Raw genomic sequence first — 16,058 nt, 5'->3', positions numbered from 1 at the left:
TTTTCCTGATGTTGTGATTTTGATATTATAAGCGAAGTTAACAACAAAGAACTATAGATAATTAACAGAAATACCGAAGTCCGAATTTTCTTTTATATCCATTATTTTTGATAAAGCAGATATTTAAAAATCTATTCAAGATGTGAAATTTCAAAGTGAATATGAATTATACACAAGGCATTGAGTTAATGAATGACTTATTTCAGAAGTTGAATGCGAAGCAACAAAAAGCAGATTCTTTTGTAGTAGGGGCACTACATATTGATTATCCGGGACGTAAAAAGAATGGCGATTATCGGTTATCAAAAGATGGAGAAGCCCCGAAGCATACCGATGTTGTAAAGCTTATATTTGATATTGCGAATGAATGCAACTTTGATGCCTTGATTGTTGCATTAGGCGATTTATATAATAACGGCCTGGCTTCCATTACAGACACATTCGCTCAATCACAGAAAGAACTGATTTATTGGATCACTCTGCAGGAAGAAATCAATTATCCTCAACCCCGGTATGCCGGACGAAGATTGCCTTACCAAAGATATTATGAAGCTATTCTGGCAAGATTAGGTAAATGCTCTCTTGATGATGTTATTCAAAGGACGAATAATCACGGAAAGCGTAAGCCTGCATTGTTCACAAACATTGGTAATATCAGGATCCCTTCATTCTATTTTTAAATTGCAGGTTTATTTTACAAATACTTGATCGTTTGTCTGGTTTGTGATTAGCAGCTCCGTCAAAGTTCCTCTTTTTTCAGAATTGGAATTGATGCTTCTTCTTGCTTCCACACGTTGAATATTGAAATCTGCATACAAGTCATCGAAAAAATTATCAGATTCATTTTTCCCTTTTACATCCGAGTTACTTAAAATCCATGTATGGTTCAGCGTATCAAGTTTTGAACAAAAGTTTCTTAATCTTACTTGCTCATTATCGTTAAATTCATCTTTGGCATAGGAATTGAAACTTGATGTTTCGCTTAATGGCTTATAAGGTGGATCAAAATAAAATAATGACCTTTTGTTTGCGTAATCAAGCGTTTGTTCAAAGTCACCGCAAAGCATTTCAACTTTTTGTAGGGCACGGCTTACTGCCATAATATTCTCTTTATCGCAAATGGTTGGCTTTCTGTAACCGCCCATCGGTACATTATATTCGTTCTTTCGGTTCACTCTGTATAATCCGTTAAAGCAAGTCCTGTTCAGGAAAATAAACAAAGCAGCTTGTCCTGTTTGTTCCTGCGTCCTGGAATTGTACAATGCCCTTTTTTGATAGTAATAATATTTTTTGCTTTCTTCATCTCCCTCCAGAGCGTGAAATTCATTTTGCAGGATTTCAAGAATGGAAATCAGCTCCCCGGGATTTGAAGCAATAGATTTATACGTATTTATTAAATCCTCGTTTACGTCATTAATAACAGCCTTTTCCAGATGAGGAAAGTCATTCAAGATTCGGAAAAGAACTGCGCCGCTGCCAATAAAAGGTTCAATGTATGTGAATTTTGTTTTTATTAAATCCTGAGGTAAAATCCTTTCAATATCGTTTATCAATTGGGTTTTTCCACCAGCCCACTTCAAAAACGGTTTTGCAATTTTATTTGTCATTCTGTTTGCCGGTTCTGTTATAAAATCCAAATTTAAGATTAAAATTTTCGCCACAACTTTTAAACTTAAAATGTATCGTACGGTTCCATATTTCAAAACAGGTCATTTAAACTCGCTTTAATTATTTAATGTCGTTTTCGGTTCTCACCGATGATTGACCGAAATTTGAAAAGCCAATAATGTTTTGGATTACTTTCGTTGTTCAGAGTTTTAAATTTAACTTTTATATAGTCAATGATGATATTTTTGTTAATAGCGGTTTTGATTATCCTCGTCGCTATTTTGTTCATGCAGCTTCCGGCATTCGGTAAAACACCAGGTGGTAAAAGGTTACAAAGAATACGTACATCACCTCAATTTCATAAAAATACGTTTCAAAATCAATCTTATACGCCTGCGCTGACAGGTGGTGCTACTATAACAGGTGTAATGAAGGATTTTTTCTTTGGCAAACATGAAAGAAAAGTTCCGTCTATGCCTGTGCCTTCCGTAAAAAGCAATTTAAAAAATAGCAATCCTGATGAACCCACCATTACCTGGTTTGGGCACTCTTCTTACCTTTTGCAAATAAATGGCAGGAATATTTTGGTCGATCCCGTTTTCAGCGAACGTACTTCTCCTGTGCAATTTGCAGGAACAAAGGCTTTCCCCGGCAGCAATATTTATAATGCAAACGATATGCCTGATATAGATGTGTTACTGCTGACGCACGACCATTACGACCACCTGGATTATAATACTGTTATAGCGTTAAAAGATCGCATCAGTATGATTGTAACGTCTTTGGGCGTAGGTTCACATCTGGAAAAATGGGGCATACCTGCTGAGAAAATTAAAGAATTGGATTGGTGGGAATCGGATGAAATAATGAAAGACTTGCGGTTTACAGCTGCACCCGGACGGCATTTTTCCGGCAGAAAATTCAAAAGAAATCAGACATTATGGTCATCTTTTGTTTTGGAAACCGGGAGGTACAGGTTGTTTTTAGGTGGCGATTCCGGTTACGATACTCATTTCAAGGAAATAGGAAACCGTTTCGGTTCTTTTGATCTTGCCATTCTGGAATGCGGGCAATACAATACTTTTTGGGCAAATATCCACATGATGCCCGAAGAAACAGTACAGGCTGCCATCGATCTTCATGCCAAAGTTTTAATGCCAGTGCATTGGGCAAAATTTGCATTGGCAACACATCCCTGGGATGATTCTATAAAAAGAGCAGTTAAACAGGCAAATATATTGCACCAACCTTTGCTTACGCCTATGATTGGACAGAAGGTTTCTTTAAATCGTAGCCCCGAAAATGAAGCCTGGTGGGAGAAGATAAGTTAAAGCCTACCTTAAACTTCTGCCATTGCTATTTCAGGAATGAAAGCGCTCATGGCTTCTACAATTTCCTCAGCGCCATCTCCATAAAGCATGGTCTGATGATTGCCGCTTACTTTCAGGTAAGTCCCGTTTTGCAGCAAGCGTACCGATTCTTTTGCTTTATAATCGGGTAGAAGTGGTTCGTTCAGGTTGTAGTTGTCTGTTGCATTGATTAAAAGTACAGGTTGCGTTACATCGTTGAAAAACCTGCGCCAGGGCTGATTTGAAACACCAATAGTTACTTTAATGATATTTGCCAGACTTGAATATGTTCTTACTTTCCCATCAGGCAGTGTTTTTACATCTGCCCTGTAATAAGTTGTCATCACCTCATCCCAGAAAGTCAGCGTAGGAGAGGCCTTTGTATGTTCTATATAGGCTTCAAACGATGCGAAAGTTTTGTCCAGTCTCTTAAATACCGGCATCAACATTTGTCCCACCTTGGCATTCATTTCCGCTGCTGCATCCAATATAACTACTTTTTCTATCCTTTCGGGAAAATGGACAGCCAGATAAATACCAAGCAACCCGCCAAAAGAATGGCCGGCAATCGCAACCTTTTCTAAACCGATTTGGTCCATCATGCCGATAATATCTTTGGCATGATGTCTTATACTATAATTATACGCAGGTTTGTCGCTGTGACCGCGGCCCCGCAAATCGGGAATATATAAATGGTATTTTTCTGCTAATCCCTTACAAACTAACCCGTCAAAAGTATGAGCATTGGCCGTAAGGCCGTGAAGTAATATTAATGGTGTAAGGTTATTTTTTGTCTTGTATTCTATAAAATGTAAACGAATCTTATTCGTATATATAAAATGATCTTTGTATGGCATAATGCTAAAACTCGACTATAATTCTAAATAATATCTAAAGGCCCTTTTAAAATGAATGCATTACTTGGGACAATTAAAAGTAGTTAAAAAAATAATAAAAATTTAACCGAAAGAGCTATATTTATTTCTGACAGAAGAATATAATCATATATAATAGTGGAGTATAGAATTTGCGTGTGTGAACTATTGTTCAGATGGTAATTTAGAGGGAATTAATTTATGTTCAATAAAAGAATACAAAATGATTTTTTTAGTAATAATTAGTAAATTATTGACATTTTTTATCAATATTGACCATTCATTATGAATTTTACTAATTGAGTGCGATTTTTGGCACGATATTGGATATAGTTATTATAGAAAACCAAACGAAGCCTCTTAAAAAGGTTTCACATGAACCAAAATGTGTTAGCCAATTTACCAATTTTCGTTTATTGATTTTTAATAACTATATAAATTTACCCTTATGAGCAACAATTTTGTTCTTCTCGCCCAAAAATTCTGTAATGAATATTTTTGCGATACCAGTTTAAATCAAAATCAATTTTTAGACAAAGTGCATGAATTGATTAAAGACGTTCATTCAATGGATGAAAAATTATTACTTCTGAATGAAGTAATAAGAATCAGCAAACTGTATTGTCATGAAGGATTGCTGAATGATACCAATAACAATCTTGGCAGATTGGCTCTGGCAAATTAAAAGGTCTTGAGTTGCGTTGTAAAAAGAAAACAACGCAACTTATAAGCCCGAAATAATTTCCAGTGAATCCTCAATCATCCGGTTGACCGCGGCAGCCGGGTTTTTGGAGAAAGTTTTTGTTTGCCTGTTGGCAATAATACTATTAATGGAAATACATTGGTGGCCCATTAATTTTCCAAGGCCATATATTGCAGACGTTTCCATTTCGAAATTGGTTATCCTGTGATGTCCGCCACTTTCAAAATCAGCCAGCTTGTCCACCAGGTTCGGAAAGGTCAGCGGCAATCTTATTCTCCTTCCCTGAGGTGCAAAAAAGCCGGGGCAGGTAACTGTTATTCCATGAATAAAGTTCCCGCTAAACTTATTCAATAATTGAATACTTCCTTCAGCAATATAGGGCTGAACAGGATTTCCATGCAATAATGTATGGTTTTTAAAATCATTGAGAATATAACTTTCCTCTGCATTATACTCATGTTTATAGTAATGCAACAGATTGTCGAGCCCGATGCCAAAGGTAGAAACCACCACTTGATCTGTTTCTATATCTTGCTGCAATGCTCCGGACGTACCCAGCCTGATAATTTTAAGGCTATGGGGAACAGGCTTTTCCGTACGGCTGTCCAAATCAATATTCACAAGTGCATCCAGTTCGTTCAATACAATATCGATATTGTCAGGGCCAATACCTGTGCTTATTACGCATACCCTTTTATTGCCGATATAACCCGTATGCGTTATAAATTCCCGATGCGATTTCTGCACCTCGATACGGTCGAAATGTTTTGAAACTTCCTGTACCCTTCCCGGATCACCGACAGTAATGACGGTATCCGCTATTTCTTCTGGTAGTAAATCCAAATGGTAAATACAGCCTTCCGGTGTTAATATTAATTCTGAATTGCCAAGCATAAACCTAAAATTATTAAATGAAATTCCAGGCTCCAAATTCCCGAAAAATATTGAATATCATACCATATACTTCAAATCTTTTCGAAAAAATAATCTTGAAAACAATTTGGAAAATGGATAAACATCCTTACTTTTGCACACCTTCAAACGGTAGGGTATCGTGGCCGAGTGGTTAGGCTCAGCTCTGCAAAAGCTGCTACAGCGGTTCGAATCCGCTCGATACCTCTCTTGAAAATCCCGCTATTTTGCGGGATTTTTTGATTTAGAGGTTTTTTAAGGCCTTAATCAATCAAAATGCGTTTATTTTGTTGAAGCACATCAGGTATCTTTTCTATTACAGGAAGATTTGTGTTTTATATTTTATTAATTACATGGCAAAAAGCAATTTAAATAAATCTATATATCTCAAAAATAAACCCGCCACCTTCGAGTATGCAATCGAAGACAAGTTGACGGCCGGTATTGTATTGACCGGTTCCGAAATTAAATCTATCCGCTTAGGCAAAGTAAGTTTTAACGACAGTTATTGTTTCTTTTTTCATAATGAGCTTTGGATTAGAAGCCTTCATATTGCAGAATATGTAAATGCAGGCTATGCAGGACATGATCCGATAAGGGAGCGCAAACTCTTGCTTACTAAGAAAGAAATTAAAAAATGGCTGCAAAAAATAAAAGAAAAAGGCTTCACTATTGTCCCATTATCCATTTATATCAATGAAAATGGTTATGCAAAGCTGGACATCGGCTTGGGAAGAGGTAAAAAACTCTACGATAAAAGAGACAGCATTAAAAATAGGGAGGCAGAAAGAAAATTAAAAACCAAAGATTGGTAATTGTTAAATTTCTGTTTTTTGTTTTGTGATGAAAAATATCTAAGCAATTGATTTTCTTTTGTTTAACGATTATTTGGCAATAATTTCTCCTTTTATTCACACCTTATTTTCTCCATTAACCTAATTTTGGCATGAGATTTGCTATATGTATATTAAACTTTTTGCCTTAAACAACGTTTAAGGAGTTAGAGTTACTGAAACGCAAAATTTAAACAAGTAATAATTAAAACAAACAAGTATGAAAAAAACAAGATTATTCCTGACAGCTTCTTTATTGGCTATTGGTTCTTTATCAGCTGTAACAATGACTTCGTGTTCAAAAGATGATACAACATGTGCCGTTGGTTACGAAGGAAAAGATTGCAAAACATTGAGCCGCGATAAATTCATCGGTCAATGGCAAGGACACGAAGATTGCACAATAGGTACTGATGACTATTCCATCACTTTGACAGCAAGCGGTACCAGCGAGGTTAAATTGATTTATACAAATGTATATAATCAAGCCTTTACCGCTACCGGAGAAATGACAGGAACAAATGGTTTTACTTTTTCTGGCACTGCTGCAGGTACTTCAGGAACTGTAAACTTTAGCGGAAACGTATCATTGGACCAATCAACCGGTAAATTAACTTCTACCTACATGATTAAAGATGGCGTAAATCCTGACAATTCATGCACTTTTACAGGAACTAAATTGTAAGTTCTATATTTCAGTAAAAAGAAAAGGCAACCTTATTTAAAGGTTGCCTTTTTTGTTATATGCCCTATCCGATTACACAAATAAAATCCTAAAATTACCTCCGATATGAACTTTTTCGAAAAAAAACACAAAAATGACAAAACTCCCCAAAAGACTTTATAACCAGTAAGTAAGGTCAGCATAAAATGCTTAAAACAGGCAAAAACATGGTTTTGTCCGAATTTAGTGGTTGGAAATTATAGATAAAATCAATACTTTTGAATGCTTCGATAAGATTTTTTTAATAACCTAAACTAAAAAATTAGCATCTTATGCAAAAAATCAGAGTGGCTTTGTTGATGATTGGAATGTGTGCATCTTCATTTTTTGTAAAAGTCGTAAAAGGAGCAGAAGGTTCAAAAATAAGTGTCTCCAACCTTTATATCGCCCAAAAGGCAGATGGCATTTATGGCCGGATTGATTTCGGTAACGAAGAGCCATTATCCAAAGATGTTTTCAGAAGCGCTTACACAGGCTTCCTTAATCTTAAAACTGCAGGCAAAGTAGGCCAGCAATCTTCCATTATTACTATTTGTGATTTCAGCCTTTCTTCCAATGTGAAAAGACTTTGGGTTATTGATATGGATAATTCAAAAATACTATTTCACAGCCTTGTGGCGCATGGACAAGGTACAGGCGACGAATTTGCCAGAAATTTTTCCAATAAAGAGAACTCGCATCAAAGTAGTATGGGCTTTTATGTTACAGACGAAACCTATACAGGAGACAATGGTTATTCATTGAAGCTAAAAGGCATGGATGCAGGTTATAATGATGCTGCTTACGACAGGTCTATTGTAATGCACGGAGCCGATTACGTTTGCGAGTCATTTATAAAATGTAATCAACGTTTAGGTCGCAGTTGGGGTTGTCCTGCTATTCCGAGAGAAATTTCGGCAAAAGTTATCAATACCATTAAGGATGGCAGCGTGCTGTATATTTACTATCCTAATCAGAATTACCTTGCAAAGTCTGTATGGCTAAACAAAGCTTCTCAGATTTCAGAACAAGATATGCTGCATCAGCAATTGATGGTTGCCAATGCAAAGCAAAATACTGCTACAGGAAACAATGTAAGCCAGGCTGTAAAATCAACAACAGATTCCAATACTTATCAAGGTGTAACACTTTCTGTTGGTACGCAACAATAGTAGACACTTCTAAAGATATATTTTGATAAGGGACATTCCTGCCGGAATGTCCCTTATTATATCTGGTCATTTAAGAACTGATACTTTACCAACGATTCGATAACTTTTTACAGTCATTGCTGATGAACACTGTTGTTGCCTCATTTCAGGGAAATAACAGGATGCTATTGTAGTAAACCATACAGATTATTATTAAAGAACTCATAAATTTCAAGTAAGTATAAGGTTACTCAATAACTTATCAGTAATACAGATGGCTGTAAGTGTTAACCATTAAGGATTGTAACTAACTTGCGCCCTAAAATATGTAGGTACAGTTTTTCAGGTTTTTTGCCTGAAAATTGTAAAAGAAAAAAGGATTATGACCAATGTTATAATTACAGGCGGAACAGGAACAATAGGAACAAGGCTAAGTAACCTTCTGATAAAACGTGGATATAACGTCATTATATTTACAAGAAATATCAGCAACAAAAAACCGGATAAAATCTCTTATGTCCATTGGGATGTAGATAAAGGCATTATTGACAGGGAATCTATTGAAAATGCCGATTATATCATCAATCTTGCAGGCGCTTCCGTTGCCGAAAAAAGCTGGACTGAAGAACGTAAAAAGCTTATCCTTGAAAGCCGGGAAAAGGCTGGTGCCTTATTGGTAAAGGCTTTAACGGAAATACCCAATAAAGTAAAAGCTGTAGTTTCTGCTTCTGCTTCAGGATATTATGGCCCCGACAATTTACTTTCCTTAAATGATGGCTTCACAGAAGATGATCCTGCGGGTACTGATTTTCTTGCAGCAGTCTGTAAACAATGGGAAGAAAGTATTGAACCCGTTACGGAGCTTGGAAAGCGATTGGTTATTCTCAGAACCGGCCTGGTAATGAGTAAAAAGGGTGGGGCTTACAAAGAGTTTACAAAACCATTGAAATACAGAGTTGCCGCAGTGTTAGGTAATGGGCGCCAGATGCAAAGCTGGATTCATGAAGATGATATCTGCAATATGTACCTGTTCGCTATTGAAAATGAAAAATTATCGGGAGCTTACAATGCAGTTGCTCCGCAACCGGTAAACAATAAGACATTAATATTCAGTATTGCCCGGGCTTGTCATAAATTCTTTATTCCTGTTTTTGTTCCACGTTTTGTAATAAATATCATGCTTGGAGAATTAGCAACAGAAGTGTTGAAAAGTGCCAATCTGAGCGCAAAGAAGATAGAACAGGCAGGATTCAGTTTTATGTATCCTGAAATTATGGAAGCTGCAGAAGATCTGTCAAACAGGTAATCTTATAATTATACCATTAAAAGGTCATCAGTTAGCTGATGACCTTTTTCATAGTAACTCAATTTCGTTTCCTGAATATACAAAACACAAAATGCTGAAAAGTATCGAACGGTGTTTTATGGTTTTCGGTTAATGCATCCGTTTTGATGAAATCTTTCTCAAACTGAGCTGTCAGCGCAGCTTCTGAATACTGTTTGATGTCAATGCCGCTGCACTTTTTCGGTCCTTTTTCAGAAAATGTTCCTACTATCAATACACCATCCCGGTTTATATTTTCAGATACAATTTTAGTGTAAGTATTAATATCATTATCATCGAGCAGAAAATGAAAAGCAGCTCTGTCGTGCCATATGTCATATTTTTCAGCAGGCTTAAAATCGGTTATGTCAGACACTATCCATTTAACATCATTGGCTTTATCTCCTAAACGCAATCTGGCTTTTTCAATGGCAGCTGCAGAAATATCCAGTACGGTAATGTCTGTATAACCCGATTCCAGCAGAAAATCCACGAGAAAACCATCGCCACCGCCAACATCTATAATTTTTGCCGTCAGTGGCATGCCGCTATTTATAATAAGATTTAAACAAGTTTCAGGTTTTGCCTGATGCCAGCTCACTTCCTGCTGACCTTTTGTTTGATATATATTTTCCCAATGATTTTTTCTGTTGAAAATTGCCATGTAATTTTTGTTGAAGCATCATCTGTTTTTGTACAAAAAAACCGGATCAACAATGACCCGGTTTCCTTATTACCTTATTCAATAACAATTAAGATTTTTTAACTGCATTGGGTTTTACTTCTTTAGTAGTTTCAGGTTTTGCATCTTTAGATGTTGCTGTTTTTTTCTCTTCTTTTTTGCAGCAACCTTTACCTTTTTCACATGCTTCTTTCTTTTCTTTGGCACAAGCTTCTTTTTTGCCTTTGCAGCATTTACCGCTTCCTTCACATGCATAAGTAGCTGTTCCCAATAAAAATGCGGCGCCTAATAATAACGTGAGTTTTCTCATTTCAATTCTTTTTAATTGATCCAAAGATAGTGGTTTCTGTAATTCAAAACCGGTGCTATGATTTCATTAACAAATTGTATATTTAGGTCTGAAATTGTTTAACCTTAAATCCCGGTCATGCATAGCAAGCTTCGAACCTTTTGCGCATTTGTTTTAATCTTGTTTACAGTTAATGCCAACGGCCAACTTCCGGAAAGCGAGGCCATTACAGAAAGTCCGGCTTATGGAAACAATATTATTTCCGTTGCCCCCTTTTCTGCAAACAACAAAGGGCTTAACATCGGTTTTTCCTACGAAAGATTTTTTAATATGGATATGGATGGGAGGTTTAGCCTTTATGTTCCGATATTATACAATTCACATGCTGCCGAATATCATGAAAGAGATAAATATGCTGAGAAAAATCTGGGTATTTACTTAGGGCTCAAATATTATACCGCCGGCAGCCATGCTCCGGTCAGATATGCGATGGGCGTATTATTCGGAAATATTACGAGTTACAGGCATACTGTAGAAATTTATTATCCCGGTCCCGGAGGAAATATTCCGCAGGATAGACATTCCACTTATACCTTGACAGGATGTATGTTTCATAACTCACTCAATGTTTTTTTCGCCGGAAAATTTTCTTACTCTATGGAACTTGATTTAGGTCTTGCGGCAGAATCAGGCAATAATTATGGTGACGAAACATTGCCATTGGCTTTATTTCAAATGAGTTTAGGATACAGGTTTTAGACCTTTTAGATTTAATTAAAACTGGCGCTGCATTTAGAAAACAAGATTGATCTCCCGGAGGGATGCAATGTCGGTAGCCTTTTGTTACCTGATTGACAATTGTCCTGTAAGGACAACATTACAACACTAATTATCATTTTTGTTTTGGTAATCTGACCCTTACAGGGTCATGAAATAAAACTCCTGATATGATGCTACCAATATTACATCCCTACGGAATGGTCTGAACGATTTAATAAGCTTGTTGGTTATCGCTGCTTTTTCTTTTAATGGCCCGGCTATAAAACCTGTGAGGTTTCAAAACCTCACAGGTTTCTGATGAAGCAATCTCCTTTAGTTTTTAATCATGCTCTGCTCACAGAAGGTTGGGGAGAGGCATTTAATTCCCTATTTTTGCTTCCTTGATTTTTTAACATGGAACTTAGCAAAAATTACGAACCACAGGCCATTGAACAGAAATGGTACGAATATTGGAACAACAAAGGATACTTCAATAGTGTACCGGATGAAAGACCGGCTTATACCATAGTCATTCCGCCGCCCAATGTAACAGGCGTGCTGCACATGGGACATGCTTTGAACAATACTGTTCAGGATATTTTGTTGCGCCGTGCAAAAATGCAGGGCTTTAATACTTGCTGGGTGCCGGGCACCGACCACGCCTCCATCGCTACGGAAGCGAAAGTAGTAAACATGCTGAAAGAAAAAGGCATTGATAAGAATGACCTGAGCCGCGATGAATTTTTGAAATATGCTTACGAATGGAAAGATAAATACGGCGGCATCATCCTGCAACAATTAAAGAAATTGGGTTGCTCGCTGGACTGGAACCGTGTAAACTTTACTATGGATGATGCTTATTACAAAGCAGTTATCCGTGTGTTTGTAGAGCTTTATAACAAAGGCAATATTTACCGTGGCGTAAAGATGATCAACTGGGATCCTCAGGCATTGACTGCTTTGAGCGATGAAGAAGTATTGCACAAAGAAACCAACAGCAAACTAACCTACGTTCAATACAAAATTGACAGCGAGAAAGAAGAATATATCACTATAGCAACCGTTCGCCCTGAAACCATTTTGGGCGACACGGCCATCTGTGTGCATCCTGACGATGAACGTTATGCGCATCTGAAAGAAAAGTTCTGCTTTGTACCGTTAATCAACCGCCGCATCCCTATCATCTTTGACGATTATATTGATATGGCCTTTGGTACGGGCGCTTTGAAAGTTACGCCTGCACATGATATTAATGACTATAATCTTGGCCAGAAACATCAGCTGGAAGTTGTTGATACCTTAAACCCGAACGGAACCTTAAGCGAAGCTGCTCAGCTATATATCGGCGAAGACCGTTTTACAGTGCGCAAAAAGATTGTAGAAGACCTTAAAGCTTCCGGCAATTTCGTAAAGCAGGAAGATTATACCAATCAGGTAGGCGTATCGGAAAGAACCGGTGCGGTAATTGAGCCGAGGTTGTCTATGCAATGGTGGTGCGATATGGAAAATATGGCGAAACCTGCTTTGGATGCGGTTATGGATGGCGAGATAGATTTTTATCCTTCCAAGTTCAAGAATTTGTATCGTCACTGGATGGGCAATATTAAAGACTGGTGCATCAGCCGTCAGCTTTGGTGGGGGCAGCGCATTCCGGCATGGTACGATAAGAAAGGAAATATCTATGTAGCCGAAACAGAAGCAGAAGCAATTGAAAAATACAAACTCCAAAACCCAAATTCCAATATTGACGAGCTGCGTCAGGAAGAAGATGTACTGGATACCTGGTTTTCAAGCTGGCTATGGCCTTTACAGGTTTTTGGCTGGAATGAAGATGCTGATAATAAAGAACTGGATTATTATTATCCTACGCAGACTTTGGTAACAGGCCCGGATATTATTTTCTTCTGGGTGGCACGTATGGTAATGGCTGGTTATGAATTCAAAGGCAAGAAACCGTTTGAGCAGGTTTATTTCACCGGCATCATCCGCGATAAGCAGGGAAGAAAAATGAGTAAGCAATTGGGTAATTCACCTGATTTGTTACAACTCATTGAAGATTATGGTGCCGATATCGTTCGTTTCAGCGTAATGATTTCTTCACCTGCAGGCAGCGATATTCTGTATGATGAAGCATTTTTGGACCAGGGACGTAATTTTTCCAACAAAATATGGAACGCCCTGAAGCTGATCAAAATGTGGGAAGGCCGCTTAGATGCCGATAAGACAGACGATAACCAAAGCCAGTTTGCCATTGATTGGATGCAGGCAAGAATTAACGAAGCGCGTCAGCATATTGAGGGCTTGTTTGCCGATTTCAAATTGAGCGAAGCATTGAAAGTAACCTATTCTTTAATCTGGGATGATTTCTGTTCCTGGTATCTGGAATGGGTAAAACCTGCGCTGAATGAGCCTATGAACCAAAAGGTTTATGAGCAGACTTTAGATATTTTCGAAGATTTGCTGCAATTATTGAATCCATTTATGCCGTTCCTGACAGAAGAGATTTTCCATTTGTTACGCGAACAAGCGAGCGATTTAATCGTTAGACAATTACCGGAAGTAAAAGCGAACAATGATACCGCATTGCAGCATGGCCAATTGTTACAGCAAATGATCACCGCCATCAGAGATGCCCGCAATAAAAATCAGTTGAAGCCGAAAGATGTCATTTCTTTATTTATAGATTCCGATAATGATACTTTTTATAAATCGGCAGGCAATATTTTACAACGTCAGGTAAATGCAGATAAGTTGGAACAAACCAAGGAAGCAGTTGCCGGAACGATGGCTATGGTGGTACAAACAGAAAAAGTTTATATCCAGAGCCATGCGGAAGTAAATGTGGAAGCACAACGCGATAAAATGGCCGAAGAGTTGAAATACCTGCAAGGCTTTTTAATAAGTGTAGATAAGAAACTGAGCAATGAAAAATTTGTTGCAAATGCCAAACCCGAAGTACTTGCAAACGAAAGAAAGAAACAGGAAGATGCTTTGGCAAAAATTAAAACCCTTGAAGAAAGCTTAAGTCTGATGGAAAATTGATAAATTAGCGAACCTAAATTTTGCTTGAATGAAAAAGTACCCGGGCATATTATTATTGACCATAACGTTGTTTGCAGCTTTTAGTTTTCAAACCAATCCGGCTGCCAAGAAGAAAAAGATTGATTTCAAAGGAAGCACCTTTCTTGCAGGCGGACTTGCCGGCAATGGTAAAATCTCTGCGAAGGAATTTGAATCTTTAATGAAGCAACCATTGGTTTCAAAAGACAGTCAGGGCGTTTTGCATGCAGTTGCAAGTTATAGTTTTACCTATGCAGAACGTGGTGCTTATGAAGACAGCACAGGTACCTTAAGAATCATGACAGACTATTATACCGCAGAAAGTGAAAATGGAAAATTACCGGAATATTATGTCAATAGCCTTAAAGAACGCATTAAATACGGCGATACGGTTTATTATTTTGATGTAATGGCCTCTGTTGCTGACACAGGCGCAGCCAGGTATCATTCTTTGCCGTTGAAATTGATTCTTACAAAATAATCATCCTATTATTAAAAACCTGCAAAAGAGATTCAGATAAAACTGCATCTCTTTTTGTTTTATTTCTTGTCCTGGTTCAATGCTCATTATCCGGACTTGTCGGAATTTTGTTCTTGAAAAGGAAATCAAACTAAACAAAACAAAGCCATTTATTTCTTGTCTTAGTTCAATGTTCAGGTTCTGAAATCTTTCGAATTTTACATTTATAAAACAACAGCAAAATGGAAAACAACGAATTTATAAAGAAAGGCTTAATGGGTACAGGAATGTTTGTTGCCGGTAAAGCTTCCGATAATGTTATAACAAATGATATCGATGAACTGAAACAATTGGAATCAATGGATGCTGATCATCTTCCGGGCAAACAAACAGAAGCAAATCCCAATGTAGTGATTCACCACGCAGAGACAAGAGGCCATGCTAATCATGGCTGGCTTGACAGCTACCACTCTTTCAGCTTCGCCAATTATTATAACCCCGAAAGAATGCATTTTGGCGTGTTAAGGGTTTTGAACGACGATCGTGTAGATCCCGGTATGGGCTTTGGCACACATCCGCATGATAATATGGAAATCATTTCCATTCCTCTGGAGGGAGATTTGGAACATAAAGACAGTATGGGTAATACAACGGTTATCAGAAATGGCGATATTCAGGCCATGAGTGCGGGTACCGGTATCTTCCACAGCGAATACAATAAGAATAAAGATAAGCTTACCAGATTCCTGCAGATATGGGTTTTCCCGAATAAGAAAAACGTAACACCGCGCTACGATCATATAACGCTAAATTTGGAGGACAGGCACAATAAATTACAGCAGATACTGTCGCCGAATGCTGATGACGAAGGCGTTTGGATTCATCAGAATGCATGGTTTCATCTGGGGAAATTTGATAAAGATGTCAATGAAACCTATGCTGTCAAATCCAAAGGCAATGGCGTTTACGTATTTCTGTTGAGCGGTAAAATGATGATTGACGGACACGAAATAAATACAAGAGACGGCATCGGTATTTGGGACACGGAACAGATCCATATCAGTTCGTTGACTCCTGATGCTGAAGTATTATTAATGGAAGTGCCCATGAGTATTGGTTAGTGAACAATAAGCAGGTAAATTGGCTATACAATATAGTATAATCAACTATGCATTATAATAGCTTTACCTATACATTATAGCAGACTCAACTATACATTATAGTAGATTTGCCTATACATTGTAGCAGACTCTACCATACTTTATAGTGGATTTACCTATACATTATAGTAGACTCTACCATACTTTGTAGTGAAATGAATATACGTTATAGCAAATTGAACCATAGGTT

Annotated in this window: 16 protein-coding genes and 1 tRNA gene; 12 read left to right on the top strand and 5 right to left on the bottom strand. The window is 37.6% G+C overall.

All coding sequences use genetic code 11. The features are described 5' to 3' along the window. The first annotated feature begins 161 nt into the window (after positions 1-161). A complete protein-coding gene (locus F0919_RS16940; RefSeq protein WP_150033975.1) occupies positions 162-680 on the top strand; it encodes a hypothetical protein in 519 nt (172 codons plus the stop codon). Between the two features lie 9 nt (positions 681-689). Here F0919_RS16940 and F0919_RS16935 read toward each other — a convergent pair whose 3' ends face one another. Then, positions 690-1,607, bottom strand: coding sequence for a DNA adenine methylase (locus F0919_RS16935; protein WP_150033974.1), 918 nt, complete (start codon positions 1,605-1,607; stop codon positions 690-692). Positions 1,608-1,841: 234 nt separating this feature from the next. On the opposite strand from F0919_RS16935, the gene F0919_RS16930 reads away from it, so the two are divergent. Then, on the top strand, positions 1,842-2,939 hold the full coding sequence (locus F0919_RS16930; RefSeq protein WP_150033973.1) for an MBL fold metallo-hydrolase: 1,098 nt from the start codon (positions 1,842-1,844) through the stop codon (positions 2,937-2,939). Between the two features lie 8 nt (positions 2,940-2,947). On the opposite strand, the gene F0919_RS16925 is transcribed toward F0919_RS16930, so the two are convergent. After that, a complete protein-coding gene (locus F0919_RS16925) occupies positions 2,948-3,814 on the bottom strand; it encodes an alpha/beta fold hydrolase (RefSeq protein WP_150033972.1) in 867 nt (288 codons plus the stop codon). Positions 3,815-4,280: 466 nt separating this feature from the next. On the opposite strand from F0919_RS16925, the gene F0919_RS16920 reads away from it, so the two are divergent. After that, positions 4,281-4,517, top strand: a complete 237-nt coding sequence (locus tag F0919_RS16920) for a hypothetical protein (protein ID WP_150033971.1) — start codon at positions 4,281-4,283, stop codon at positions 4,515-4,517. Positions 4,518-4,556: 39 nt separating this feature from the next. Here the strand turns inward: F0919_RS16920 and F0919_RS16915 are convergent, their stop codons facing one another. Next, complete coding sequence (locus tag F0919_RS16915) at positions 4,557-5,429, bottom strand: nucleoside phosphorylase (protein WP_150033970.1); 873 nt, start codon at positions 5,427-5,429, stop codon at positions 4,557-4,559. Between the two features lie 154 nt (positions 5,430-5,583). Here F0919_RS16915 and F0919_RS16910 point away from each other — a divergent pair. The 5 genes from F0919_RS16910 to F0919_RS16890 all read left to right on the top strand — a co-directional run bounded on the left by F0919_RS16910 (position 5,584) and on the right by F0919_RS16890 (position 9,440). After that, positions 5,584-5,654, top strand: a tRNA-Cys gene (locus F0919_RS16910). A 146-nt stretch (positions 5,655-5,800) separates the two neighbouring features. Next, positions 5,801-6,262, top strand: a complete 462-nt coding sequence (gene smpB, locus F0919_RS16905; RefSeq protein ID WP_150033969.1) for an SsrA-binding protein SmpB — start codon at positions 5,801-5,803, stop codon at positions 6,260-6,262. 238 nt (positions 6,263-6,500) lie between these two features. After that, complete coding sequence (locus F0919_RS16900; protein ID WP_150033968.1) at positions 6,501-6,965, top strand: hypothetical protein; 465 nt, start codon at positions 6,501-6,503, stop codon at positions 6,963-6,965. A 311-nt stretch (positions 6,966-7,276) separates the two neighbouring features. Beyond that, the gene (locus F0919_RS16895) at positions 7,277-8,155 is read left to right on the top strand and encodes a murein L,D-transpeptidase catalytic domain family protein (RefSeq protein ID WP_150033967.1); all 879 of its coding nucleotides are present in this window, start codon (positions 7,277-7,279) and stop codon (positions 8,153-8,155) included. Positions 8,156-8,516: 361 nt separating this feature from the next. Then, complete coding sequence (locus F0919_RS16890) at positions 8,517-9,440, top strand: TIGR01777 family oxidoreductase (RefSeq protein WP_150033966.1); 924 nt, start codon at positions 8,517-8,519, stop codon at positions 9,438-9,440. Positions 9,441-9,498: 58 nt separating this feature from the next. On the opposite strand, the gene F0919_RS16885 is transcribed toward F0919_RS16890, so the two are convergent. Together F0919_RS16885 and F0919_RS16880 are read right to left on the bottom strand one after the other, a co-directional pair. Further along, positions 9,499-10,122 carry a class I SAM-dependent methyltransferase gene (locus tag F0919_RS16885; RefSeq protein WP_150033965.1) on the bottom strand — a complete coding sequence of 208 codons (624 nt, stop codon included), beginning with the start codon at positions 10,120-10,122 and terminating at the stop codon, positions 9,499-9,501. An 88-nt stretch (positions 10,123-10,210) separates the two neighbouring features. After that, the gene (locus F0919_RS16880) at positions 10,211-10,450 is read right to left on the bottom strand and encodes a hypothetical protein (protein WP_150033964.1); all 240 of its coding nucleotides are present in this window, start codon (positions 10,448-10,450) and stop codon (positions 10,211-10,213) included. A gap of 117 nt (positions 10,451-10,567) precedes the next feature. Between F0919_RS16880 and F0919_RS16875 the strand changes: the two genes are divergently transcribed. From F0919_RS16875 to F0919_RS16860, 4 genes are all read left to right on the top strand, one after another. Then, positions 10,568-11,188, top strand: coding sequence for a hypothetical protein (locus F0919_RS16875; protein WP_150033963.1), 621 nt, complete (start codon positions 10,568-10,570; stop codon positions 11,186-11,188). Positions 11,189-11,602: 414 nt separating this feature from the next. Next, positions 11,603-14,230, top strand: a complete 2,628-nt coding sequence (locus F0919_RS16870; RefSeq protein WP_150033962.1) for a valine--tRNA ligase — start codon at positions 11,603-11,605, stop codon at positions 14,228-14,230. Between the two features lie 28 nt (positions 14,231-14,258). Further along, positions 14,259-14,729: a hypothetical protein gene (locus F0919_RS16865; RefSeq protein WP_150033961.1), complete on the top strand. Its 471-nt coding sequence runs from the start codon at positions 14,259-14,261 to the stop codon at positions 14,727-14,729. A 221-nt stretch (positions 14,730-14,950) separates the two neighbouring features. After that, positions 14,951-15,829, top strand: coding sequence for a pirin family protein (locus F0919_RS16860; protein ID WP_150033960.1), 879 nt, complete (start codon positions 14,951-14,953; stop codon positions 15,827-15,829). The last annotated feature ends 229 nt before the right edge of the window (positions 15,830-16,058 follow it).

Origin of the sequence: Taibaiella lutea (assembly GCF_008629695.1) — a bacterium.
GTDB classification, from domain to species: Bacteria; Bacteroidota; Bacteroidia; order Chitinophagales; family Chitinophagaceae; genus Taibaiella; species Taibaiella lutea.
The sequence above is the reverse complement of the archived record's forward strand: the minus strand, read 5'-3'. Positions and strand labels throughout refer to the sequence as shown.